Raw genomic sequence first — 21,916 nt, forward strand, 5'->3', positions numbered from 1 at the left:
ACGAGCTATCCCACAGAGCTTAGACCTGCCTGGCGGGACGGCCTGACCTGAACAGTGACAGGGTATGGCGGCGAGCGTTCAGCGCAGTCCGGTGTTTCACCAACCAGGCCGGCGGATTGGAGTAGACTATCGGGCCTCTGCATACCAAAGGACGCTGTCATGCTGAAGATCTGGGGCCGCAAGAACTCGAGCAATGTGCGCAAGGCACTGTGGATTGCCCATGAACTGGGCCTGGACTTCGAATCGATCGACGCTGGCGGCGCCTTCGGTGTGGTGGACGAGCCGCATTATCGGGCGCGCAACCCTAATGGCTTGGTGCCGATGCTCGAAGATGACGACTTGGTGCTCTGGGAGTCCAACGCCATCGTTCGCTACCTGTGCGCCCAATATGGCCGCGACCAAGGCTGGTATCTGGACGATCCGCGCCAGCGCGCCTTGGCGGACAAATGGATGGATTGGACCACCTCGTCCTTCGCTACGCCATTCCGGCCGTTGTTCTGGGGCCTGCTGCGCACGCCGGAGGACCAGCGCGACTGGGTGGCCATCAATGCTGCCCACAAGCAATGCGCGCAGTTGCTGTCGATCGCCGACCAGGCCCTGGCGGACCAGCCTTACCTGTCCGGCCAGCAGATTGGCATGGGCGATATCCCCCTGGGCTGTTTTATCTACGCCTGGTTCGAAATGCCGATCGAGCGCCCGCAGATGCACCATCTGAGGGCCTGGTATGAGCGCCTGCGCCAACGCCCGGCCTACCAAGCAGCGGTAATGACGGCATTGACCTGAACACCGTGGTCATTTCGATAGTCATTATCGATACACATGACTGTACTTGCGCGGCCAGGGCTTGCACCATTGGCCGCACTCACTGCGCCAGTGATCAGCCCTGGCGTGTCCTGAACCCTTTTCTCGGTACCTGACCCGCTATGAGTTCCGCCCTGTCCATACGACAGCTGACCAAGACCTACGGCAACGGCTTCCAGGCCCTCAAGGGCATCGACCTGGATGTCGCCGAGGGTGACTTCTTCGCTTTGCTTGGCCCCAACGGCGCCGGCAAGTCCACCACCATCGGCATCCTCTCCACCCTGGTCAACAAGACCAGCGGCACGGTGAATGTGTTCGGCCATGACCTGGATCGCGACCCTGCCGCGCTCAAGCGTTGCCTGGGCGTGGTGCCGCAGGAGTTCAACTTCAACCAGTTCGAGAAAACCTTCGATATCGTGGTCACCCAGGCGGGCTACTACGGCATCCCGCCCAAGCTGGCCAAGGAGCGCGCCGAACAGTACCTGACCCAACTGGGCCTGTGGGATAAGCGGGATGTGCAGTCGCGCTCGCTCTCCGGCGGCATGAAGCGCCGCTTGATGATCGCCCGGGCGCTGATTCACGAACCGCGCTTGCTGATTCTCGATGAGCCGACCGCGGGTGTGGACATCGAGCTGCGCCGTTCGATGTGGAGCTTTCTCACCGAGCTGAACCAGAAAGGCATCACCATCATCCTGACCACCCATTACCTGGAAGAAGCTGAGCAGCTGTGCCGCAACATCGGCATCATCGACCATGGCACCATCGTCGAGAACACCAGCATGCGCAAGCTGCTGAGCAAGCTGCACGTGGAAACCTTCGTTCTCGACCTCAAGCAGGATCTTGCCCAGGCGCCGGTGCTTCAGGGCTACCCGTGCCGGCTGATCACGCCGCACACCCTGGAAGTGCAGGTGGACAAAGCGATGGGCATCACCGCGCTGTTTGGCCAACTGGCATTGCAGCAGATCGAAGTGCAGAGCCTGCGCAACAAGACCAACCGACTCGAGGAGCTGTTCGTGTCACTGGTAGAAAAAAACCTGTCGAAGGTGGCCGTATGAGTCTGGACCTGCGCACCAACTGGGTCGCCCTCAACACCATCGTCTACCGTGAAGTCCGGCGCTTTTTGCGCATCTGGCCGCAAACCCTGTTGCCGCCGGCGATCACCATGGTGTTGTATTTCGTGATCTTCGGAAATCTCATCGGTCGACAGATCGGCGACATGGGCGGCTTCACGTACATGGAATACATCGTGCCGGGGTTGATCATGATGTCGGTGATCACCAACTCCTACGGCAACGTGGTTTCGAGCTTCTTTGGCAGCAAGTTCCAGCGCTCGATCGAAGAGCTGATGGTCTCGCCGGTATCGCCGCACACCATTCTCGTCGGCTATGTGCTCGGAGGCGTGTTGCGTGGCCTGGCTGTCGGGGTGATCGTGACCATCCTGTCGATGTTCTTCACCCATCTGCAGGTGCATCACCTGGGTGTCACTGTCGCGGTGGTGCTGCTGACCGCGACCATCTTCTCGCTGCTGGGCTTCGTCAACGCCGTGTTCGCGCGCAATTTCGACGATATCTCGATCATTCCGACGTTCGTGCTGACGCCGTTGACCTACCTCGGCGGGGTGTTCTATTCGATCAGCTTGCTGCCGCCATTCTGGCAGACCGTGTCGTTGGCGAACCCGGTACTGCACATGGTCAACTCGTTCCGCTACGGCATCCTAGGGGTGTCGGATATCCGTATCGGCACTGCGATCACCTTCATGTTGGTGGCCACTGCAGTGCTTTACCTGCTGTGCGTTCGTCTGCTGGTTAGCGGCCGTGGCATGCGTGCCTGAGGCGTGCCTGGCTGCCCCCTGGGCCTTGCGCCGGCGCCATTGCCGGCCTACCCACCAGCGCCAGTACAGCATGGTGGCGAAGTAGGCGAACAGGCCCAGCACCAGCCCACACACCACCGAGCCCAGCAGGAAGGGCTGCCAAATCGTCGACAGTTGATCGGTGACCCACTGGACGGTGATTTCGTCCGGCAGCGTGCGGGGCGGCACCTGCATCAGCCAGGCGCCGGTCATGTAGGTGACGAAGAACACCGGCGGCATGGTCAGTGGATTGGTCAGCCAGACCAGGCTGACCGCGATTGGCAGGTTGCCCCGCAGTGGGATTGCCAGGCTGGCGGCCAGCAACATCTGCATGGGCATGGGAATCAGTGCCGCAAACAGGCCGACGCCCATGGCCCGCGCCACCGAATGGCGGTTCAGGTGCCAGAGGTTGGGATCGTGCAGCAATCTGCCGAAAAAGCGTAAGGACTTGTGTTCGCGGATGCTGGTTGGATCCGGCATGTAGCGTTTGAAGAGACGGCGCGGCATGTACGCTCCCGGCAGGTGAATGAGGGCAGTATGCCTTTTTTGCCTGACGACCTTGTTCAGAGTTTGTGACAATTATTGAGCAAGGTCGGCCGACTTTTCAGCTAAGCCTCAGAGGGCTGTTTCGCTTCTGGAGCTCTATCTCATGCGCACAGGGATGTTCGCGCTCGCACTCGGGCTGTTGAGCCTGCGTTTTCTGCCTGCATTGCCATCGGTCGGCGCGATGCTGACGATGCTGTTGCTCGGCGTGGTTTGTCTTCCTGGCAGAGCCAGGGCTGTAGGTTGCTTTCTCCTCGGAATGAGCTGGGCCTGTTGGTCGGCGCAAAACGCCTTGGATGATCGTCTGGAATCCGCGTTGGATGGGCGAACCGTGTGGCTGGAGGGGCGGGTGGTGGGATTGCCCGCACTACGAGGGCGATCCGTGCGCTTCGAGCTTGCGGAGCCTACCTCGCGTCGCACCGCCTTGCCGCGTCGGCTTCAGTTGAACTGGTTCGAGGGGCCACAACTGAGCGCCGGCGAGTACTGGCGCCTGGCTGTCACGCTCAAGCGACCCCATGGCCTGCTCAACCCCCATGGTCCCGACTGGGAGGCGCTTTTTCTCGCGCGGCGGATCGGCGCCGTGGGCACCGTCAAGGCTGGGCAGTTATTGGCACCCGCCACGAACAACTGGCGCGACGCGGTGCGCCAACGCTTGCTGGCAGTCGATGCCCAGGGGCGCGAAGGTGCCCTGGCGGCGCTGGTCCTGGGGGATGGCTCGGGGCTTGCGCGCTCGGAATGGCAGGCGTTGCAGGCCACCGGTACGGTGCACTTGATGGTGATTTCCGGCCAGCACATCGGCTTGGTGGCCGGGCTGGTCTATGGCTTGGTGGCGTGGCTGGCGCGCCTGGGCCTGTGGCCCCAGCGTCTGCCATGGTTGCCTTGGGCGTGCGCGCTGAGTCTGGTTTCAGCGTTGGGGTACGGCGGGCTCGCAGGGTTCGGTGTGCCGGTGCAGCGAGCTTGCCTGATGCTGGCGATGGTCCTGCTCTGGCGTCTGCACTTCAGTCATCTGGGGGCGCTCCTGCCGTTGCTGGCTGCCCTGTGTGGCGTGCTGCTGATCGAACCGTTGGCGAGCCTGTTGCCCGGGTTCTGGCTATCGTTCGCCGCAGTCGCCGTTCTGGTGTTCTGCTTTGCCGGGCGCCTCGGCGGCTGGCGGCCGTGGCAAGCCTGGAGCAGGGCGCAATGGGTGGTCGCGGTGGGCTTGTTGCCGGCCTTGCTGGCGCTGGGTTTGCCGATCAGCCTGACAGCGCCGCTGGCCAATCTGTTGGCGGTACCCTGGATCAGTTTTGCCGTGTTGCCGTTGGCGCTGCTGGGCAGTGCGCTGTTGCCGCTGGGCCAGCCCGGTGAGCTGTTGCTGTGGTGGGCAGGCGGGTTGCTGGAAATATTGTTTCAGCAGTTGGCGCTGTTGGGGCAATGGCGTCCGGCCTGGGAGCCCCAGGCATTGACGCCGTGGGCGGGACTGCTGATCGGATTGGGGGCGGCGTTGCTGTTGCTGCCCCGGGGTGTGCCGCTGCGTGGACTGGGGGGCGTGATGCTGATGGCTCTGTGGGCTCCACGGGAGCCAGTGCCGCAGGGGCAGGTTGAAGTCCTGCAACTGGATGTGGGGCAGGGCCTGGCCGTGCTGCTGCGAACCCGCACGCACAGCCTGCTTTACGATGCCGGCCCCGCCAAGGGTGACATGGACCTGGGGGACCGGGTGGTGTTGCCGACCTTGCGCAAGCTTGGCGTCAAGCACCTGGATCTGATGCTGATCAGTCATGGCCACGCCGATCATGCCGGCGGCGCAGCGGCTATCGGGCGCGGTCTGCCGCTGGGTAGGGTGCTTGCGGGGGAGCCTGAACAATTACCGGAGGCTTTGCGGGCACGCCGGTGCGTCAGTGGCGAGCGCTGGCACTGGGATGGGGTGGACTTCATGCTTTGGCAGTGGGCAGGGGGACCGGCCGGTAACGAGCGTTCCTGTGCGCTGCTGGTACAGGCCCAGGGCGAGCGGTTGTTACTGGCCGGCGATATGGAGGCTGGTGCCGAGCGGGCTTGGCTGGCAGCGACCGATGCGCCGCGCATCGACTGGTTGCAGGCGCCGCACCATGGCAGTCGCAGCTCGTCCACCGAGCCGTTCATCCGCGCTACGTCGCCAAGGGGCGTGATGATTTCCCGGGGGCGTTACAACAGCTTCGGTCATCCGCATCCGCAGGTCGTGGAGCGTTACCGGCGGTACGGGTTGAGCGTTCATGACACCGCGATCGAAGGCGCTTTGCGCCTACGCCTGGGCACCCATGGCGAGGTCGAGGGACTGCGGGCGCAGCGGCGGTTCTGGCGACAGGTGCAATGAATGGCCCATGCGCAGGTCATAATGTGAACGGCCGACTCCCTGACCTTCGGCAGATGAGCCCCCCACGGTCCTATGGTAGAGTGGCGGCCTTTTTCAAGGGGATGCTTACTGTGTGGGAATTGGTCAAGTCCGGTGGTTGGATGATGCTGCCGATCATTCTGAGTTCCATCGCCGCCATGGCTATCGTCGCCGAGCGCCTGTGGACCCTGCGCGCCAGTCGCGTGACCCCACCGCACCTGCTGGGCCAGGTGTGGATGTGGATCAAGGACAAGCAACTGACCAGTGACAAGCTCAAGGCCCTGCGCGCCGATTCGCCGTTGGGCGAAATCCTCGCTGCGGGCCTGGCCAACTCCCGCCATGGTCGCGAGATCATGAAAGAGTGCATCGAGGAGGCCGCCTCCCGGGTCATCCATGAGTTGGAGCGCTATATCGGTACATTGGGCACCATCGCCGCGATGGCCCCCTTGCTCGGCCTTCTGGGTACGGTGCTAGGCATGATCGATATCTTCAGCGCCTTCATGGGCTCGCAGATGACTGCCAACCCGGCCGTTCTCGCGGGTGGTATTTCCAAGGCCCTGGTCACCACAGCCGCCGGCCTGATGGTGGGGATCCCGGCGGTCTTCTTCCACCGGTTCCTGCAGCGACGCATCGATGAGCTGGTCGTCGGCATGGAGCAGGAGGCAATCAAGCTGGTCGAGGTGCTGCAAGGCGATCGCGAAGTGGAAGTGGCCGGAGGCAAGGCGTGAAGTTCCGGCGCAACCGGCAACGGGAGAACGTGGACATCAACCTGGCGTCGTTGATCGACGTGGTGTTCGTTCTGCTCCTGTTCTTCGTGGTCACCACCACCTTTACCCGCGAGACCCAGTTGCGCGTCGAGCTGCCCGAAGCCGCCAGTGCCACCCAGGCACCGGCAGAGGAGGGCAAGGTTGTGGAAATCACCATCAGTGCGGACGGCGTGTATTCGGTCAACAACCACTTGCTGCCCAAGAGCGATCTGGCGACCTTGACCGAGGCGCTCGAGCGCGAATCGGGCGGGGACATCACCCTGCCGCTGGCGATCAGCGCGGACGGCAAGACGCCGCACCAGGCTGTGGTCACCGCAATGGATGCGGCCGGCAAGCTCGGCTTCAGCAAGTTGCGCATGACCACCGTCGAGGCCGCGCAGGGTACTCCTTGATGGCTTTCGCTGACCGTCTGCTCGCGGCCTGGTATGCCGGGCATCCGGCGCTTGCGCTGTTGCGCCCGCTCGAGGCCCTGTACCGGCGGGTGGTGACGCGCAAGCGTGCACGTTTTCTCAGGGGTGACAGCGCCAGCTACCGAGCGCCGGTGCCGGTGATCGTAGTGGGCAACATCACGGTCGGCGGCACCGGAAAGACGCCGATGATTCTCTGGTTGATCGAGCACTGTCGTCTGCTTGGGCTCAAGGTCGGGGTGGTCAGTCGGGGTTATGGCGCAGCGCCGCCCAGCCTGCCTTGGCGTGTCCGGGCAGACCAGAGCGCGCAGCACGCCGGTGACGAACCGCTGTTGATCGTTCAACGTACAGGCGTGCCTCTGATGATCGACCCCGACCGTTCCTGCGCCGTGCAGGCGCTGCTGGCCAGCGAGCCGCTAGACCTGATCCTGTGCGATGACGGCATGCAGCACTACCGCCTGGCGCGTGACTTGGAGCTGGTGCTGATTGACGCCGCCCGCGGCCTGGGCAATCGCCGTTGTCTGCCGGCGGGCCCGTTGCGGGAGCCGGTCGAGCGTCTGGCCGAGGCCGATGCGGTGCTGTACAACGGCGCAAAGGTGGACCTGGACGACGGCTTCGCTTTCGGCCTGCGGCCCTCGGCACTGGTCAATCTGCGCAGCGGCGAGCGTCGCCCACTCGATCACTTTCCGGCTGGCCAGGCGTTGCACGCCGTGGCTGGCATCGGCAATCCACAGCGTTTCTTCAATACATTGCAAGGGCTAAACTGGCAGCCGATACCGCATCCCTTTGCCGATCATGCGCAGTTCAGCGTCGAGAACCTGGCGTTCAGTCCGGCGCTGCCGCTGGTGATGACCGAGAAGGATGCAGTGAAGTGCCGGCCCTTTGCGGCCGACGACTGGTGGTACCTGGCGGTCGACGCCGTGCCATCCCAGGCCTTTGCCAACTGGTTCGACGGGCAGTTGCAGCGTCTGCTGCCTGAACGTCTCCAGCCCTGAGCCTTTTTCTTTTTTCCGGCCTTTGGCCTCAAGGAAGCCTCCATGGACACCAAATTGCTCGATATCCTGGCCTGCCCGATCACCAAGGGCCCGCTCAAGCTCAGTGCCGACAAAACCGAGCTGATCAGCAAGGGCGCGGGCCTGGCTTATCCGATTCGTGACGGCATCCCGGTGATGCTGGAAAGTGAAGCGCGCACCCTGACCGACGACGAGCGCCTGGACAAATGAGCTTGAATTTCACCGTGGTGATTCCTGCCCGCCTGCGCTCGACCCGCCTGCCGGGCAAGCCACTGCTGGCGATTGCCGGCAAGCCGATGGTCCAGCATGTCTGGGAACAGGCCCGCAAAAGCGGCGCCAGCCGCGTGGTCATCGCCACCGACGATGCCAGCATCGTCGAGGCTTGCCAAGCATTTGGCGCCGAGGTCCTGCTGACCCGTGCCGACCACGAGTCCGGCACTGACCGACTGGCCGAAGTGGCCTCGCATCTGGGCCTGCCGGCTGACGCCATCGTGGTCAATGTGCAGGGCGACGAGCCTTTGATTCCGCCGGTGATCATCGATCAGGTGGCCGCCAACCTTGCAGCCCATCCGGAAGCGGGCATCGCGACGTTGGCCGAGCCGATCGCCGAGCCTGAAACCGTGTTCAATCCCAATGCGGTCAAGGTGGTCAGCGATAAGCATGGTCTGGCCCTGACCTTCAGCCGTGCACCGCTGCCTTGGGCGCGAGATGCGTTCGCCAAGCGCCGCGACAGCATCCCCGAAGGCGTTCCTTACCGCCGTCATATCGGTATGTATGCCTACCGTGTGGGTTTTCTCCAGGACTTCGTCAGCTGGGGCCCTTGCTGGCTGGAGCAGACCGAAGCGCTGGAGCAACTGCGCGCCCTATGGCATGGCGTGCGCATTCACGTAGCAGACGCCATCGAGGCCCCGGCCGTCGGCGTGGATACTCCTGAAGACCTGGAGCGCGTTCGGCGCTTGCTGGAGGCCTGATGCGCGTTCTGTTCGTCTGCCTGGGCAATATCTGTCGTTCACCGACTGCCGAAGGTGTATTGCGCCACCAATTGCAGGCCGCAGGACTTGCCGAGCTGGTGCACGTGGCCTCGGCCGGCACCGGTGACTGGCACGTCGGCAAGGCGCCCGACAGCCGTACCTGCCGCGCGGCTCTGGCGCGTGGCTATGACTTGTCCCGTCAGCGTGCCCAGCAGGTCAAGGCAGAGCATTTTGCCGAATACGACCTGATCCTGGCGATGGACAAGAGCAACCTGGCTCATCTGCACGCCATGCGTCCCCACGCCGCGCCCGGTGAACTGGATCTCTTTCTGCGCCGCTATGGCGCAGCCTTGGATGAGGTACCGGACCCGTACTATGGCGGCGCCGAAGGTTTCGAGCAGGTCTTGGACCTGATCGAAGCTGCATGCCAGGCGCTGGTCGTTGAAATCAAGGGGCGGCTATGACGAGCTGGCAGCAACGGGTCTCGCTCAAGCCCTACAACACCTTTGGCATTGACGTGAAGGCACGCTATTTCACCCAGGCCCATGACGATGCGCAGGTCCGTCAGGCCCTGGCTGAGGCCATCGAGCGGCAAGTGCGTGTGCTGGTGATCGGTGGCGGCAGCAACCTGCTGCTGACTGGTGACATCGATGCCTTGGTGTTGCATATGGCCAGCCGAGGCCGTCGGGTGTTGCAGGACGATGGTGATCGGGTCGTGGTGGAGGCCGAGGCAGGCGAGCCTTGGCATCCCTTCGTGCAGTGGAGCCTGACACAGGGCTTTTGCGGTCTGGAGAACCTCAGCCTGATCCCGGGCACCGTTGGCGCCGCGCCCATGCAGAACGTCGGTGCCTATGGCGTAGAGATCAAGGACGTATTTGCCGGCCTAACCGCCTTGGATCGTGAAACCGGCGAGTTGCGGGACTTTGCTCTGGAGGAATGTGCCTTCGCTTATCGGGACAGCTTGTTCAAACGCAACCCTGGGCGGTGGCTGATCCTGCGGGTGCGTTTTGCTCTGAGTCGAACCCTGCATGCGCATCTGGATTACGGCCCGGTTCGCCAGCGTCTGCTGGAGCAGGGCGTTCATGCGCCGACCGCCATGGCCATCAGCGAAGCTATCTGCAGCATTCGCAGGGAAAAACTGCCTGACCCGGCCGAGCTTGGCAACGCCGGCAGCTTCTTCAAGAACCCTGTGGTAACGGCGGCGCTGGCCGAGCAGATTCGCGAGCGCTTCCCGGGCGTGGTGGCTTATCCGCAGGCAGATGGGCAGGTGAAGCTGGCTGCAGGCTGGCTGATCGAGCAGGCGGGGTGGAAAGGATACCGGGACGGGGATGCCGGGGTGCATCGTCTGCAATCGCTGGTCCTGGTGAACTATGGCCGGGCAAGCGGGGCACAGGTGCATGACTTGGCGCGCAGGATACAAGCCGATATCTACGAGCGCTTCGGGGTCGAGCTGGAGATGGAACCGAACCTGTACTGATCCTTGGGGGCTGCTACACAGACCATCGTTCAAGTCAGTCTCGCGGTAAATGTTCCCGAAATGAAAAAGCCCCGCCAGTTCACACTGGCGGGGCTTTTTCATTCAACCGATGGCATCAACCGTGATTAGGTTTCTGCTCATCGGTGGTCGCCAGCGCTTCGGCAGCCTGTGCCTCGGCGGCAGCCTTGGCAGCGGCTTCGGCTTCGCGCTTGCGGCGACGCACTTCACGTGGGTCGTTCGGTGCGCGGCCGTTTGGCAGCATCACAGTGGCAGGCTCGGCCGGAGCCGGGGCTTGCTCTTGTACGCTGGCCTGGACAGCTACCGGAGCGGGCTCGGCCACTTCCGGCTTGGCCTCGGCAGCCTCGGCAGGCTGCTCGGCAACCGGTGCTGGTGCGGCTTGCTGCTCAAAGGCAGGGGCTTGCTCAGCTTCGCCGGATTCCACGACAGCAGCTTCTGTAACCGCTTCGGTAGTTGGCGCTTCGACGACCGGTTGTGGGACCACTTCGACCACGGGCTCGGCGCTTGGCTCGGTCACCGCGACCGGCTCGCTGAGCGGTTGTTCGACCACGGGTGCGATGGCGAGCTCTTGAGCCTGGTCGATCTGCTCGACGACCTGCTCGGCAGGCTGGGCAGCTTCCTGGGCTTGGGCAACCACGTTGGTAGCCTGTTCGGCCTGCTGGTTGGCCTGGGCTTCGGCTTCGGCACTGATGTTGCTGGAGGCAACGGCAGCGGTGACGGCAAGGCCAGCGGCCAGCTCTGCACCCAGCTCGGTAGCCTGATGTTGCTGTGCTGGTTGCTCTTCGCCGGTGGCTTCGTCTTCACCACCTTCGATCAGCTCGCCATTGGCATTGCGTTGGCGCTCGCGACGGTTGCTGCGACGACGCTGGCCGCGGGAGCGACGACGTGGGCGTTCGCCATCGGCGCCGTCCTGTTGCTCTTCCTGCAGCAGCTCTTCGTTTGGCAGTTGTTCCTCGGCGGCCTCGGCGACCTCGGTACCTGCGCGAGGCTGACGCTCTTCACGAGGTGCGCGTGGTTGACGCTCTTCGCGTTCGGCGCGCTCTTCGCGTGGTGCGCGTTCTTCGCGCGGTGCACGCTCTTCACGAGGTGCACGCTCTTCACGTGGCTGACGTTCTTCACGAGGCTGACGTTCTTCGCGCGGTTGGCGCTCTTCACGTGGCGCACGTTCCTCGCGGGCTACACGTTCTTCGCGCGGGGCACGTTCTTCACGTGGCTGGCGCTCTTCACGGGCGGTAGGGGCGGCATCCAGAGGTTCACGCAGTTCGCGCACGCGCTCTTCACGGTTGCCGCGGCGGTCTTCGCGCGGCTGACGTGCTTGGCGCTCTTCGCGTGGAGCACGCTCCTCACGGGGGGCGCGTTCTTCACGCGGGGCACGCTCTTCACGTGGCTGACGCTCTTCGCGCGGGGCGCGCTCGCTGCGTTCTTCGCGTGGTTTGCGGTCTTCGTCGCGACGGCCGTTGCGATTGCGGCTCTGCTGACGACCGTTGCGGCGCTCTTCGTTGCGCTGTGGGCGCTCGGCAGCCGGTTTCTCGGTGTTGGCGACCGGTGCGGCTACAGGTTCGTCCTTACCGGCGAACAGGCTTACCAGCGATTTGACCAAGCCTTTGAACAGGCTTGGCTCCGGAGCGCTTGGTGCCGGTGCGACTGGTGCGGCCGGTGCCGGCTCGGGTGTGCTGGGTGCCGGCGCGTTGGCGCGGGCCGGGGCGGTCTTGACCGCGGCTTCCTGGCGAACCAGGGTGCGGGTGGCAGTCGGCTGCGGCGCTTCTTCGGTTTCGGCGGCGGCGATCTCGTAGCTGGACTGGTTGTTCAGCACGTCCGGATTGTCGTCGCGCAGGCGCTGGACTTCGAAGTGCGGCGTTTCCAGGTGATCGTTCGGCAGGATGATGATGCGGGCGCGGGTGCGCAGTTCGATCTTGGTGATCGAGTTGCGTTTTTCGTTGAGCAGGAAAGCTGCAACCGGGATCGGTACCTGGGCGCGTACCTCGGCGGTACGATCTTTCAGGGCTTCTTCCTCGATCAGGCGCAGGATGGCCAGGGACAGCGACTCGACGTCACGGATGATGCCGGTGCCGGAGCAGCGTGGGCAGACGATGCCGCTGCTCTCGCCCAGGGAAGGACGCAGGCGCTGACGGGACATTTCCAGCAGGCCGAAGCGCGAGATGCGGCCAACCTGGACGCGGGCGCGGTCGGCCTCGAGGCATTCACGCACGCGCTCTTCAACGGCGCGCTGGTTCTTGGCCGGGGTCATGTCGATGAAGTCGATGACGATCAGGCCGCCGATGTCACGCAGACGCAGTTGGCGGGCGATTTCCTCGGCCGCTTCCAGGTTGGTCTGCAGGGCGGTTTCTTCGATGTCGCTGCCTTTGGTGGCGCGCGCCGAGTTGATGTCGATGGAGACCAGGGCCTCGGTCGGGTCGATGACGATGGAGCCACCGGAGGGCAGGTCGACCACACGCTGGAAGGCGGTCTCGATCTGGCTTTCGATCTGGAAGCGATTGAACAGCGGGACGCTGTCTTCGTACAGCTTGACCTTGCTGGCGTACTGCGGCATGACTTGGCGGATGAAGGTCAGGGCTTCTTCCTGGGCGTCAATGCTGTCGATCAGCACTTCGCCGATGTCCTGGCGCAGGTAGTCGCGGATGGCGCGGATGATGACATTGCTTTCCTGGTAGATCAGGAAAGGTGCGGCGCGATCTTGGGAGGCCTCCTTGATGGCGGTCCACAGTTGCAGGAGGTAGTCGAGGTCCCACTGCATTTCTTCGCTGCTGCGGCCAAGGCCGGCAGTGCGCACGATCAGGCCCATGTCGCCTGGGACGGTCAGGCCGTTGAGGGCTTCGCGCAGCTCATTGCGCTCTTCGCCTTCGATGCGACGGGAGATGCCGCCGGCACGTGGGTTGTTGGGCATCAGCACCAGGTAGCGACCGGCCAAGCTGATGAAAGTGGTGAGGGCGGCGCCTTTGTTGCCGCGCTCTTCCTTCTCGACCTGGACGATGACTTCCTGGCCTTCGCTCAACACTTCTTTAATGTTGACGCGGCCTTCTGGCGCCTTCTTGAAGTATTCGCGGGAGATTTCCTTGAGCGGCAGGAAGCCGTGACGTTCGGAGCCGAAATCGACGAAAGCGGCTTCGAGGCTGGGTTCGATCCGGGTGATCCGGCCTTTGTAGATGTTGGCCTTCTTCTGCTCGCGCGCCCCGGATTCGATATCCAGGTCGTAGAGACGTTGGCCATCCACCAGGGCTACACGCAACTCTTCGGGTTGAGTTGCGTTAATCAGCATTCTTTTCATGTTGTACCGTCGGTTTCCGGGCTGCCGGAAACGGCGTTCGGCACACACGACTTCTCATGGTCGGTGCCAAGGTGCGCAAAGGGTGGCGGGCCACCCCCGTGTCCAACGACATTCGGCACCAGCCGGTTGCCCAGCCTGCCGTGGTCGCGACGACGCGTCCTGTTTTGCGGTGCCTGGCGGCCGGTGTGGTCGAACCGAGTACTTCATCTCGGTGCCTGGGCTTGCCTCGCTGCATTGCCATTGCTCGGCGTAGCTTGGCTACGACGGGGCGTGGCGCCTTGCCTGGCAAACCCTGGCACTCGAAGGTGAATCCTCGAACAACCGTACAGGCCACTTGCACTCAGTCAGGAGGAGGAATCAGCCGTGGGCCGTGGACACTTTCGGGGGTGTCTGCGAAGCCCGGGTCCGCTTGCCAAGCCAGCCTGGGGCTGGTGGCCGGATGCCGTGCTACACGGTCCGAGGTCTGTGCATCTCCACCCTGCACGTATCCCTGATAGTTCGGGTGCTGCCGCGCGCTGAATCCGCAACGGGTTGCATTTTTCGTCAGTTCCGATTCGGGAACTGGCGCCATTTATGTCCAAGGCAGGTATTTCCGAAGCATTCGCCGGGCGATGCGTGCAAGCGCCAAGGGGCGGGCAGAGGTACGGCGAAAAGAAGCGGGTAAGCAGGTGAAACACCGCACTTGTCGTTTTTTTTCGGTCTTCTCTACACGGCGCTGGTGGCGATTCCAGGCATTTCGGTAAACTGGCGAAAACCCCGTCGGACGGCCTCGCGTCCTCGAGAATTGCGATGGTCAGGGGCGGGCCTGGAGCCTGCTGCCGCTGGCCTGCCGCTTTTGGCGGCGTTCGCGACTATAGCAGCAATGATTAAGTGCTTCAATTCCATAAAAAATTGTTATGATTCCTCCATGACGACCAATACCCCTCCGACTTCCGGCGTTCAGCTGATCGAAGTCGCGCCGGAGCTTGCCGGCCAACGCATCGACAATTTCCTCATCACGGCCCTCAAAGGCGTGCCCAAGACCTTGGTTTACCGCATCCTGCGTAAAGGCGAGGTGCGGGTCAACAAAGGGCGGATCAAGCCTGAGTACAAACTGCAGGCTGGCGACATCGTACGAGTGCCGCCTGTCCGTCTGCCTGAGCGCGACGAGCCGGCGCCGGTGGCCCAAGGCCTTTTGCAGCGTCTGGAGGCGGCTATTGTCTATGAAGACAAGGCGCTGATCGTGCTCAACAAGCCAGCCGGCATTGCCGTGCATGGCGGCAGTGGTCTGAGCTTCGGCGTGATCGAGGCGCTGCGTCAGCTGCGTCCGGATGCCAAGGAGCTGGAGCTGGTGCATCGCCTCGATCGTGACACCTCCGGGCTGCTCATGATCGCCAAGAAGCGCAGCATGCTGCGCCATCTGCATGCCGCGTTGCGTGGCGACGGTGTCGACAAGCGGTACATGGCGTTGGTGCGTGGCCACTGGCCAACGTCCAAGAAGCAGGTCAGCGCGCCGCTGCAAAAGAGCAACCTGCGCTCCGGCGAGCGCATGGTCGAAGTCGATGAGGAGGGCAAGGAAGCGCTGACGCTGTTCCGCGTCCTGCGTCGCTTCGGCGACTTCGCGACCATGGTCGAGGCGCGTCCGGTGACGGGGCGTACCCACCAGATTCGTGTCCATACCTTGCATGCCGGGCATAGCATCGCCGGGGACAGCAAGTATGGTGACGAAGACTTCTCCAAGGAGATTCGCGATCTGGGTGGCAAGCGTCTGTTCCTGCATGCCTATGCCCTGACCGTGCCGCTGCCCGATGGCGGTGAGCTCAAGCTCGAGGCTCCGGTGGATGAGGTCTGGTCCAAGACTGTGGAGCGCTTGAGTGCGACTTGATCGTTCATGAATAAACCCTATGAGTTGTTGATCTTCGATTGGGACGGCACCCTGGCCGATTCCATTGGGCGTATCGTCGAGGCCATGAATGCCGCGGCTGAGCGTGCCGGCGAAGCCTCCAGCAGCGATGCTGCGATCAAGGGCATCATCGGTCTGGCGCTGGGGGAGGCGATCTCCACGCTATATCCTCACCTGGATGCCGTTCAGGTCGAGGTTTTCCGGCAGCACTACGCCGATATCTACATGGCCCTGGATCAACAGCCTTCGCCGTTGTTCGATGGCGTGGTCGAGTCGTTGGAGGCTTTTCGTGCCGACGGCTACCGTCTGGCGGTAGCCACCGGCAAGGCGCGTCGTGGTCTGGATCGGGTGCTCAAGGCCAATGGCTGGGAACGTTACTTCGACATTGCCCGTGCCGCCGACGAGACGCGCGGCAAGCCACATCCGCTGATGCTCGAGCAGATCCTGGCTCACTGCCAGGTCGAACCCCATCAGGCGCTGATGGTCGGAGACTCTGCATTCGACTTGCAAATGGCCAGCAACGCCGGGATGCATTCGGTTGCGGTGGGATATGGTGCTATGTCGTTGCAGGCCTTGAGCGAATTCGGTCCACAGGTGTGCATCGATCATTTTTCACAGTTGCGCGAGTGGCTCGCTTGTTCGCGCACGGTCAATTCCAAGGTAGGTAAGCATGGCTGATGAGTGGCGGGCGCCCGAGCCCGAAGAGTCGGAAGGACGTGAGGAGCGCAAGAGCTGGAAGTTGCTGGAAAAAACCCTGCTTGCAGGTGTCCAAGAGCAGCGTCGGGCGCGGCGCTGGGGCATTTTCTTCAAGCTGCTGACCTTCGTTTACCTGTTCGGGCTGTTGGTGCTGTTCACGCCCATGATGGATGTGGACAAGGCTGCGTCGCGCAGTGCCAACCATACAGCGCTGGTAGAGGTGCGTGGCATGATTGCCGACGAGGAGCCAGCCAGTGCCGACAATATCATCAAGAGTCTGCGAGACGCCTTCAAGGATGCCAAGACCAAGGCTGTGATCATGCGCATCAATAGTCCTGGCGGCAGTCCTGTGCAGTCGGGTTACGTTTACGACGAAATCCGCCGACTGCGTGCTGAATACCCTGCGATCAAGCTTTATGCGGTGATTGCCGATCTGGGCGCGTCGGGGGCTTATTACATTGCCAGTGCGGCTGATGAAATTTATGCCGACAAGGCGAGTCTGGTGGGCTCCATCGGTGTGACCGCTGCAGGTTATGGCTTTGTCGGCACCATGGAAAAACTGGGTGTGGAGCGGCGGACCTACACCGCAGGCGAGCACAAGGCGTTCCTGGATCCGTTCTCGCCGCAAAAGCCAGAAGAGACCGCGTTCTGGCAGGGCGTGCTCGATACCACGCATCGTCAGTTCATCGCCATGGTCAAGCAGGGGCGCGGCGATCGCCTGAAGGACAAGGAGCATCCAGAGCTGTTCAGTGGCCTGGTCTGGTCGGGCGAGCAGGCCAAGGAACTGGGGCTGGTGGATGGGTTGGGCAGTGCCAGCTACGTGGCGCGTGAGATCGTGGGCGAGAAGGAGTTGGTGGACTTCACTGTCCAGGAGTCGCCGTTCGATCGCTTCTCCAAGCGCTTGGGTGCCAGCGTGGCTGAGCGCCTGGCTATGTGGATGGGTTTCCAAGGGCCATCGCTGCGCTGACATCAAGCCCGCTCCAGTCATTGGGCATCGCTCGCGCATGTGAGGCGATGCCCCTAGGGGCTGGGTTACTTCGTTCAGACCTTCAGGGAATCTGCACACCTTCTTTCAAAAGCATGTCGACCAGTCGGATCAGCGGTAGCCCGATCAGGCTGGTTGCATCGCAGCCGTGGGTGCTCTGGAACAAGCTTACCCCCAGGCCTTCGGCCTTGAAGCTGCCTGCGCAATCCAGAGGCTGTTCCGCTGCCACATAGCGCTCCACGCTTTCGCGATCGAGTTCGCGCAAATTTACGGTAAAGGGCACGCAATCCACCTGGCATTGGCCTGTGGTGCTGTTGAGTAGCGCCAGGCCGGTGAGAAAGGTGACCTGCTGGCCGCTGGCGGCCAGCAGTTGTTCGCAGGCGCGTTCGAAGGTATGTGGCTTGCCCAGGATCTGCTCGCCGAGCACCGCTACCTGGTCGGAGCCGATGATCAGATGGTCGGGGTGGCTGGCCGCAAGCGCCTCGGCTTTCTGGCGGGCCAGGCGACGAACCAAAGTGGTGGCCGGCTCGTCATCCAGGCGCCGCTCGTCTATATCGGGGCTTGCCCAGCTGAAGGGCAGGTGCAGGCGCTCAAGCAGTTCGCGCCGGTAGGGGGAGCTGGAAGCCAGTAACAGGGGAAGCATGGTAGACTCCTGGGCAGATGAACCAAATTCTAACATGTGAGATGCCGCCGAATTTCCTTTGACAGGGGCGGGGGGCATCCCTAGAATGCTGCGCCTATGTTGAATGACCCGATTCCACCTCACGTTGACCCGCGCAAATTGGCCGATCGTGGCGTAACCATCCAAGGTTCGCTGCAACTCGCTGATTTGGAAAGACTCTGCGACCCGCTGTCCGACGATGTCGGTACGGTGCAGGCGAAGTTCGATTTTGAGCGAGACGAGCAAGGCGCTGTGGTGTTTCACAGCGAACTCGATGTCGAAGTCAAGATGGTTTGCCAGCGTTGTCTTGAGCTGGTCACCCTGCCGATTCACAGTGAATGTACGTACGCTGTGGTGAAGGAGGGTGCGAATACCCAGTCGTTGCCGAAAGGCTATGACGTGCTGGAACTGGGCGAAGATCCTTTGGATCTGCAGGCGTTGATCGAGGAAGAGCTCTTGCTCGCCTTGCCTATCGTGCCTGCTCATCATCCGGAAGAATGCCAGCAGCCGGCGGGCGCAGATGAGCCCGAATCGAGCAAGGACGAGGTATCGCGGTCCAACCCGTTCAGTGTTTTGGCGCAGTTAAAGCGTGACCCAAACGTTTAGGAGTTAATCAATTATGGCTGTTCAGCAGAACAAAAAATCCCGCTCTGCCCGTGACATGCGCCGTTCCCACGACGCCCTGTCGGAAAACGCGCTGTCCGTAGAGAAGAGCACCGGTGAAGTACACCTGCGCCACCACGTTTCGCCAGAAGGCGTATACCGTGGTCGCAAAGTGATCGACAAGGGCGCTGACGAGTAATCCTTGTCCGCTCAGATCATCGCGATCGACGCAATGGGCGGGGACTTCGGTCCCCGCAGCATTGTTCAGGCAAGTATTGCTTGCCTCTCGGCTACCCCCTCGTTACACCTGACCCTCGTCGGTCAACCCTCCCTCCTCGAAGATCTTGTCAGCAGTCTGCCGGCTGCGGATCGCGCGCGCCTGCAAATCGTAGCGGCAAGCGAAGTGGTGGGTATGGACGAGCGGCCATCACAGGCATTGCGGGGTAAACCTGACTCGTCGATGCGCGTCGCCCTGGAACTGGTGCGTGATGGCAAGGCGCAGGCCTGCGTGAGCGCCGGAAATACCGGTGCGCTCATGGCGCTGTCGCGCTTCGTGCTCAAGACGCTGCCGGGCATCGACCGGCCGGCTATGGTGGCGGCGATCCCCACGCAGGCAGGGTATTGCCAGCTGTTGGATCTTGGCGCCAATGTCGATTGCAGCGCCGAGAACCTCTATCAGTTCGCCGTGATGGGATCAGTGGCCGCCCAGGCGCTGGGAATCCATCGTCCGCGGGTAGCGCTGCTCAATGTTGGCACCGAGGACATCAAAGGTAATCAGCAGGTCAAGCTTGCAGCGAGCCTTTTGCAGAATGCTCGCGGGCTCAACTACATTGGTTTCGTCGAGGGCGATGGCCTCTACCGTGGTGAGGCCGATGTGGTGGTGTGCGACGGTTTCGTCGGCAATATCCTGCTCAAGTCCAGCGAAGGTCTGGCCACCATGATCGGTGCGCGCATCGAGGCGCTATTCAAGGGGAGTGTGTTGGCCCGGGCTGCTGGTGCCATGGCCATGCCCCTGCTCAAGCGACTGCAGGCCGACCTGGCCCCGGCGCGGCACAATGGCGCGAGCTTCCTCGGTCTACAAGGTATCGTCATCAAGAGCCATGGTTCTGCCGGAGTGCAGGGCTTCCAGAGCGCCATCCAGCGTGCGCTGATCGAAATCCAGGAGAACCTGCCGCAACGCCTGCATGGTCGCCTGGAAGATCTCTTGCTTTAATTCCCGCCGTGAAATGGTTAAATGTGACCGCTTGGTCTCTTTTCCCATCCAAGTTTTCAGTTTCCGCGTCCAGCCCTGGGCTCGACGCACCCTATCCGACGACAAGATCATAAGGGCTTGTTCAATGTCTGCATCCCTCGCATTCGTCTTTCCCGGTCAAGGTTCCCAGTCGCTGGGCATGCTCGCCGAACTCGGCGCAGAGAAACCGGTAATCGTCGAGACCTTCAAGGAGGCTTCCGAGGCTCTGGGCTATGACCTGTGGCAGCTGGTCCAGCAAGGTCCGGAGGAACAACTCAACCAAACCGACAAAACCCAGCCGGCGATCCTCACTGCATCCATTGCCCTGTGGCGCCTGTGGCTGGAAGAGGGTGGTGCGCAACCAGCCTTCGTTTCCGGCCATAGCCTGGGCGAGTACAGCGCGTTGGTCGCTGCTGGCAGCCTGAGCCTGAAAGATGCCGTTCGCCTGGTCGAGCGTCGTGGCCAGCTCATGCAAGAGGCCGTTCCTGCAGGTCACGGTGCCATGGCGGCAATCTTGGGCCTGGATGATGCCGATGTTGTGGCGATCTGTGCAGAAGCGGCTGAAGATGAAGTGGTCAGCGCGGTCAACTTCAACTCGCCAGGCCAGGTGGTCATCGCCGGCAACAAGGCCGCGGTGGATCGCGCCATGGAACTGTGCAAGGCCAAGGGTGCCAAGCGTGCGCTGCCGCTGGCGGTCAGCGTGCCATCGCACTGTGCATTGATGAAGCCTGCCGCCGAGCGCTTCGCCGAGGCGGTCAACGCCATCGAGTGGAAGGCCCCGCAGATTCCGGTCGTGCAGAATGTCACCGCCGCGATCGCCGCCGACCTGACTGCCCTCAAGCAGGACTTGCTGGCCCAGCTGTACCAGCCTGTGCGTTGGGTCGAGTGCGTGCAGACCCTGGCCGCCAATGGTGCGGTCAACCTGGTCGAGTGTGGCCCTGGTAAAGTCCTGGCTGGTCTGAACAAGCGGTGCGCCGATGGCGTGACCACCTACAACCTCAATACCCCTGACGCCGTCGCCGCCGCCCGTGCGGCGCTGGCCTGAAACTGGAGAAGCTTGCATGAGCCTGCAAGGTAAAGTTGCCCTGGTCACCGGCGCCAGCCGCGGTATCGGCCAGGCTATCGCCCTGGAACTGGGCCGCCAGGGCGCGACCGTGATCGGCACCGCTACCTCGGCCTCGGGTGCCGAACGTATCGCCGCGACCCTGAAGGAACACGGCATCAATGGCACCGGCATGGAGCTGAATGTGACCAGCGACGAGTCGGTCAGTGCCGTGCTCGCGGCCATCGGTGAGCAGTTCGGCGCACCGGCCATCTTGGTCAACAACGCGGGTATCACCCGCGATAACCTGATGCTGCGCATGAAGGATGATGAGTGGTTCGACGTGGTCGACACCAACCTCAACAGCCTCTACCGTCTGTCCAAGGGCGTGCTGCGCGGCATGACCAAGGCACGCTGGGGTCGTATCATCAGCATCGGCTCGGTCGTCGGTGCCATGGGTAACGTCGGTCAGGTCAACTATGCTGCCGCCAAGGCCGGTTTGGAAGGCTTCAGTCGTGCCTTGGCGCGTGAAGTGGGCTCGCGCAACATCACCGTCAACTCGGTGACTCCGGGCTTCATCGATACCGATATGACCCGTGAGCTTCCAGAAGCACAGCGCGAAGCTCTGCAGTCGCAGATTCCGCTGGGTCGTCTGGGTCACGCCGACGAGATCGCCAAGGTGGTTTCCTTCCTGGCATCCGATGGCGCGGCCTACGTGACGGGCGCCACCGTGCCGGTCAACGGCGGGATGTACATGTAAAAACCTGCAGCACCAATGTGACGGATTGCTTCAAAAAAGTGTCATACACGGAGCCTAAAATCCGTTATAAAGCTGCAACCAGATTCCAGGCAGAGGGTCAGGTGTCTTCGAGATCGGCGCGTTCCGCTTGAAAAGCAGGCGTCTTTCTATAAACTTGGTCACCGGCCAGCTGCCTGACATATGTCCATTAGGAGTGAAAACTAGGTATGAGCACCATCGAAGAACGCGTCAAGAAAATCGTCGCCGAGCAACTGGGCGTCAAGGAAGAGGAAGTGACTGCTGAGAAGTCCTTCGTCGATGACCTGGGTGCCGATTCGCTTGACACCGTTGAGCTGGTGATGGCTCTGGAAGAGGAATTCGAGACCGAAATCCCTGACGAAGAAGCCGAGAAGATCACTACCGTTCAAGCTGCTATCGACTACGTCAAAAGCCACCAGGCCTAAGACGCAGTAGTCGACGCTTCTTGTCGGGAAAAACCGCACTGCCTTTGCCGGCGTGCGGTTTTTTCTTTGCGAGTGTCGAGAGCCTGTTGCCATTTCATTCCATTGCCTGAATGCAATGGCAAGAGACTCTGTTATTA

At 62.3% G+C, this 21,916-nt stretch carries 23 protein-coding genes; 20 read left to right on the forward strand and 3 right to left on the reverse strand.

The features are described from left to right. The first annotated feature begins 159 nt into the window (after positions 1 to 159). From BLS27_RS06515 to BLS27_RS06525, 3 genes are all read left to right on the forward strand, one after another. Positions 160 to 783 carry a glutathione S-transferase gene (locus BLS27_RS06515; protein WP_043214375.1) on the forward strand — a complete coding sequence of 208 codons (624 nt, stop codon included), beginning with the start codon at positions 160 to 162 and terminating at the stop codon, positions 781 to 783. A gap of 140 nt (positions 784 to 923) precedes the next feature. Continuing rightward, a complete protein-coding gene (locus BLS27_RS06520) occupies positions 924 to 1,856 on the forward strand; it encodes an ABC transporter ATP-binding protein (RefSeq protein WP_070573244.1) in 933 nt (310 codons plus the stop codon). Then, positions 1,853 to 2,632: an ABC transporter permease gene (locus BLS27_RS06525; protein WP_043214381.1), complete on the forward strand. Its 780-nt coding sequence runs from the start codon at positions 1,853 to 1,855 to the stop codon at positions 2,630 to 2,632. Before BLS27_RS06520 ends, BLS27_RS06525 begins: the two co-directional genes overlap by 4 nt. Here the strand turns inward: BLS27_RS06525 and BLS27_RS06530 are convergent. Beyond that, positions 2,516 to 3,157, reverse strand: coding sequence for a DUF2062 domain-containing protein (locus BLS27_RS06530; protein ID WP_139205743.1), 642 nt, complete (start codon positions 3,155 to 3,157; stop codon positions 2,516 to 2,518). The genes BLS27_RS06525 and BLS27_RS06530 overlap by 117 nt on opposite strands. Positions 3,158 to 3,299: 142 nt before the next feature. Between BLS27_RS06530 and BLS27_RS06535 the strand changes: the two genes are divergently transcribed. The 8 genes from BLS27_RS06535 (at position 3,300) to murB (ending at position 10,172) form a co-directional block, all read left to right on the forward strand. Further along, complete coding sequence (locus BLS27_RS06535) at positions 3,300 to 5,519, forward strand: DNA internalization-related competence protein ComEC/Rec2 (protein ID WP_090343773.1); 2,220 nt, start codon at positions 3,300 to 3,302, stop codon at positions 5,517 to 5,519. Positions 5,520 to 5,629: 110 nt separating this feature from the next. Then, positions 5,630 to 6,265 carry a MotA/TolQ/ExbB proton channel family protein gene (locus BLS27_RS06540; RefSeq protein ID WP_043214385.1) on the forward strand — a complete coding sequence of 212 codons (636 nt, stop codon included), beginning with the start codon at positions 5,630 to 5,632 and terminating at the stop codon, positions 6,263 to 6,265. Next, positions 6,262 to 6,696: an ExbD/TolR family protein gene (locus BLS27_RS06545; protein WP_043214387.1), complete on the forward strand. Its 435-nt coding sequence runs from the start codon at positions 6,262 to 6,264 to the stop codon at positions 6,694 to 6,696. Before BLS27_RS06540 ends, BLS27_RS06545 begins: the two co-directional genes overlap by 4 nt. After that, positions 6,696 to 7,706, forward strand: coding sequence for a tetraacyldisaccharide 4'-kinase (gene lpxK / locus BLS27_RS06550; RefSeq protein WP_090343775.1), 1,011 nt, complete (start codon positions 6,696 to 6,698; stop codon positions 7,704 to 7,706). The genes BLS27_RS06545 and lpxK overlap by 1 nt, the downstream gene beginning before the upstream one ends. Before the next feature lie 42 nt (positions 7,707 to 7,748). Then, positions 7,749 to 7,934, forward strand: a complete 186-nt coding sequence (locus BLS27_RS06555; protein ID WP_003247142.1) for a Trm112 family protein — start codon at positions 7,749 to 7,751, stop codon at positions 7,932 to 7,934. Further along, the gene (gene kdsB / locus BLS27_RS06560; protein ID WP_070573253.1) at positions 7,931 to 8,695 is read left to right on the forward strand and encodes a 3-deoxy-manno-octulosonate cytidylyltransferase; all 765 of its coding nucleotides are present in this window, start codon (positions 7,931 to 7,933) and stop codon (positions 8,693 to 8,695) included. Before BLS27_RS06555 ends, kdsB begins: the two co-directional genes overlap by 4 nt. Beyond that, entirely contained in the window at positions 8,695 to 9,159 is a 465-nt protein-coding gene (locus BLS27_RS06565) for a low molecular weight protein-tyrosine-phosphatase (protein ID WP_043214393.1), read from the forward strand. The genes kdsB and BLS27_RS06565 overlap by 1 nt, the downstream gene beginning before the upstream one ends. After that, positions 9,156 to 10,172 carry a UDP-N-acetylmuramate dehydrogenase gene (gene murB, locus BLS27_RS06570; protein ID WP_090343777.1) on the forward strand — a complete coding sequence of 339 codons (1,017 nt, stop codon included), beginning with the start codon at positions 9,156 to 9,158 and terminating at the stop codon, positions 10,170 to 10,172. The genes BLS27_RS06565 and murB overlap by 4 nt, the downstream gene beginning before the upstream one ends. 115 nt (positions 10,173 to 10,287) lie before the next feature. On the opposite strand, the gene rne is transcribed toward murB, so the two are convergent. Continuing rightward, entirely contained in the window at positions 10,288 to 13,476 is a 3,189-nt protein-coding gene (gene rne / locus BLS27_RS06575; RefSeq protein WP_090343778.1) for a ribonuclease E, read from the reverse strand. 907 nt (positions 13,477 to 14,383) lie between these two features. On the opposite strand from rne, the gene rluC reads away from it, so the two are divergent. From rluC to BLS27_RS06595, 3 genes are read left to right on the forward strand one after another with little or no spacing between them, the layout of a single operon-like run. Then, positions 14,384 to 15,340, forward strand: a complete 957-nt coding sequence (rluC, locus tag BLS27_RS06585) for a 23S rRNA pseudouridine(955/2504/2580) synthase RluC (protein ID WP_043214399.1) — start codon at positions 14,384 to 14,386, stop codon at positions 15,338 to 15,340. A gap of 6 nt (positions 15,341 to 15,346) precedes the next feature. Further along, on the forward strand, positions 15,347 to 16,036 hold the full coding sequence (locus tag BLS27_RS06590; protein ID WP_090343780.1) for an HAD family hydrolase: 690 nt from the start codon (positions 15,347 to 15,349) through the stop codon (positions 16,034 to 16,036). After that, entirely contained in the window at positions 16,029 to 17,021 is a 993-nt protein-coding gene (locus BLS27_RS06595; protein ID WP_090343782.1) for a S49 family peptidase, read from the forward strand. Before BLS27_RS06590 ends, BLS27_RS06595 begins: the two co-directional genes overlap by 8 nt. A gap of 82 nt (positions 17,022 to 17,103) precedes the next feature. On the opposite strand, the gene BLS27_RS06600 is transcribed toward BLS27_RS06595, so the two are convergent. Beyond that, entirely contained in the window at positions 17,104 to 17,682 is a 579-nt protein-coding gene (locus tag BLS27_RS06600; RefSeq protein ID WP_070573263.1) for a Maf family protein, read from the reverse strand. Between the two features lie 96 nt (positions 17,683 to 17,778). Here BLS27_RS06600 and BLS27_RS06605 point away from each other — a divergent pair, with 96 nt between their 5' ends. The 6 genes from BLS27_RS06605 (at position 17,779) to acpP (ending at position 21,779) form a co-directional block, all read left to right on the forward strand. Then, the gene (locus BLS27_RS06605; RefSeq protein ID WP_043214407.1) at positions 17,779 to 18,306 is read left to right on the forward strand and encodes a YceD family protein; all 528 of its coding nucleotides are present in this window, start codon (positions 17,779 to 17,781) and stop codon (positions 18,304 to 18,306) included. Positions 18,307 to 18,319: 13 nt separating this feature from the next. Beyond that, positions 18,320 to 18,502 carry a 50S ribosomal protein L32 gene (gene rpmF / locus BLS27_RS06610; RefSeq protein WP_008096416.1) on the forward strand — a complete coding sequence of 61 codons (183 nt, stop codon included), beginning with the start codon at positions 18,320 to 18,322 and terminating at the stop codon, positions 18,500 to 18,502. A gap of 3 nt (positions 18,503 to 18,505) precedes the next feature. Next, complete coding sequence (gene plsX / locus BLS27_RS06615) at positions 18,506 to 19,516, forward strand: phosphate acyltransferase PlsX (protein WP_090343783.1); 1,011 nt, start codon at positions 18,506 to 18,508, stop codon at positions 19,514 to 19,516. A 124-nt stretch (positions 19,517 to 19,640) separates the two neighbouring features. Then, complete coding sequence (gene fabD, locus BLS27_RS06620; protein WP_043214410.1) at positions 19,641 to 20,579, forward strand: ACP S-malonyltransferase; 939 nt, start codon at positions 19,641 to 19,643, stop codon at positions 20,577 to 20,579. A 16-nt stretch (positions 20,580 to 20,595) separates the two neighbouring features. After that, a complete protein-coding gene (gene fabG, locus BLS27_RS06625) occupies positions 20,596 to 21,336 on the forward strand; it encodes a 3-oxoacyl-ACP reductase FabG (RefSeq protein WP_043214411.1) in 741 nt (246 codons plus the stop codon). A 206-nt stretch (positions 21,337 to 21,542) separates the two neighbouring features. Next, positions 21,543 to 21,779 carry an acyl carrier protein gene (acpP, locus tag BLS27_RS06630; protein WP_043214413.1) on the forward strand — a complete coding sequence of 79 codons (237 nt, stop codon included), beginning with the start codon at positions 21,543 to 21,545 and terminating at the stop codon, positions 21,777 to 21,779. The last annotated feature ends 137 nt before the right edge of the window (positions 21,780 to 21,916 follow it).

The sequence above is a fragment of the Pseudomonas guariconensis genome, from assembly GCF_900102675.1.
Taxonomy (GTDB): domain Bacteria; phylum Pseudomonadota; class Gammaproteobacteria; order Pseudomonadales; family Pseudomonadaceae; genus Aquipseudomonas; species Aquipseudomonas guariconensis.

What these genes read in the sequence shown, in the direction of transcription:
- BLS27_RS06605 (WP_043214407.1), top strand. Translation starts at nt 17,779, where the DNA reads ATGTTGAATGACCCGATTCCACCTCACGTTGACCCGCGCAAATTGGCC.
- BLS27_RS06565 (WP_043214393.1), top strand. Translation starts at nt 8,695, where the DNA reads ATGCGCGTTCTGTTCGTCTGCCTGGGCAATATCTGTCGTTCACCGACT.
- rpmF (WP_008096416.1), top strand. Translation starts at nt 18,320, where the DNA reads ATGGCTGTTCAGCAGAACAAAAAATCCCGCTCTGCCCGTGACATGCGC.
- lpxK (WP_090343775.1), top strand. Translation starts at nt 6,696, where the DNA reads ATGGCTTTCGCTGACCGTCTGCTCGCGGCCTGGTATGCCGGGCATCCG.
- BLS27_RS06600 (WP_070573263.1), bottom strand. Translation starts at nt 17,682, where the DNA reads ATGCTTCCCCTGTTACTGGCTTCCAGCTCCCCCTACCGGCGCGAACTG.
- BLS27_RS06555 (WP_003247142.1), top strand. Translation starts at nt 7,749, where the DNA reads ATGGACACCAAATTGCTCGATATCCTGGCCTGCCCGATCACCAAGGGC.
- fabD (WP_043214410.1), top strand. Translation starts at nt 19,641, where the DNA reads ATGTCTGCATCCCTCGCATTCGTCTTTCCCGGTCAAGGTTCCCAGTCG.
- fabG (WP_043214411.1), top strand. Translation starts at nt 20,596, where the DNA reads ATGAGCCTGCAAGGTAAAGTTGCCCTGGTCACCGGCGCCAGCCGCGGT.
- kdsB (WP_070573253.1), top strand. Translation starts at nt 7,931, where the DNA reads ATGAGCTTGAATTTCACCGTGGTGATTCCTGCCCGCCTGCGCTCGACC.
- BLS27_RS06520 (WP_070573244.1), top strand. Translation starts at nt 924, where the DNA reads ATGAGTTCCGCCCTGTCCATACGACAGCTGACCAAGACCTACGGCAAC.
- rne (WP_090343778.1), bottom strand. Translation starts at nt 13,476, where the DNA reads ATGAAAAGAATGCTGATTAACGCAACTCAACCCGAAGAGTTGCGTGTA.
- BLS27_RS06515 (WP_043214375.1), top strand. Translation starts at nt 160, where the DNA reads ATGCTGAAGATCTGGGGCCGCAAGAACTCGAGCAATGTGCGCAAGGCA.
- BLS27_RS06530 (WP_139205743.1), bottom strand. Translation starts at nt 3,157, where the DNA reads ATGCCGCGCCGTCTCTTCAAACGCTACATGCCGGATCCAACCAGCATC.
- BLS27_RS06535 (WP_090343773.1), top strand. Translation starts at nt 3,300, where the DNA reads ATGCGCACAGGGATGTTCGCGCTCGCACTCGGGCTGTTGAGCCTGCGT.
- acpP (WP_043214413.1), top strand. Translation starts at nt 21,543, where the DNA reads ATGAGCACCATCGAAGAACGCGTCAAGAAAATCGTCGCCGAGCAACTG.
- BLS27_RS06595 (WP_090343782.1), top strand. Translation starts at nt 16,029, where the DNA reads ATGGCTGATGAGTGGCGGGCGCCCGAGCCCGAAGAGTCGGAAGGACGT.
- murB (WP_090343777.1), top strand. Translation starts at nt 9,156, where the DNA reads ATGACGAGCTGGCAGCAACGGGTCTCGCTCAAGCCCTACAACACCTTT.
- rluC (WP_043214399.1), top strand. Translation starts at nt 14,384, where the DNA reads ATGACGACCAATACCCCTCCGACTTCCGGCGTTCAGCTGATCGAAGTC.
- BLS27_RS06525 (WP_043214381.1), top strand. Translation starts at nt 1,853, where the DNA reads ATGAGTCTGGACCTGCGCACCAACTGGGTCGCCCTCAACACCATCGTC.
- BLS27_RS06590 (WP_090343780.1), top strand. Translation starts at nt 15,347, where the DNA reads ATGAATAAACCCTATGAGTTGTTGATCTTCGATTGGGACGGCACCCTG.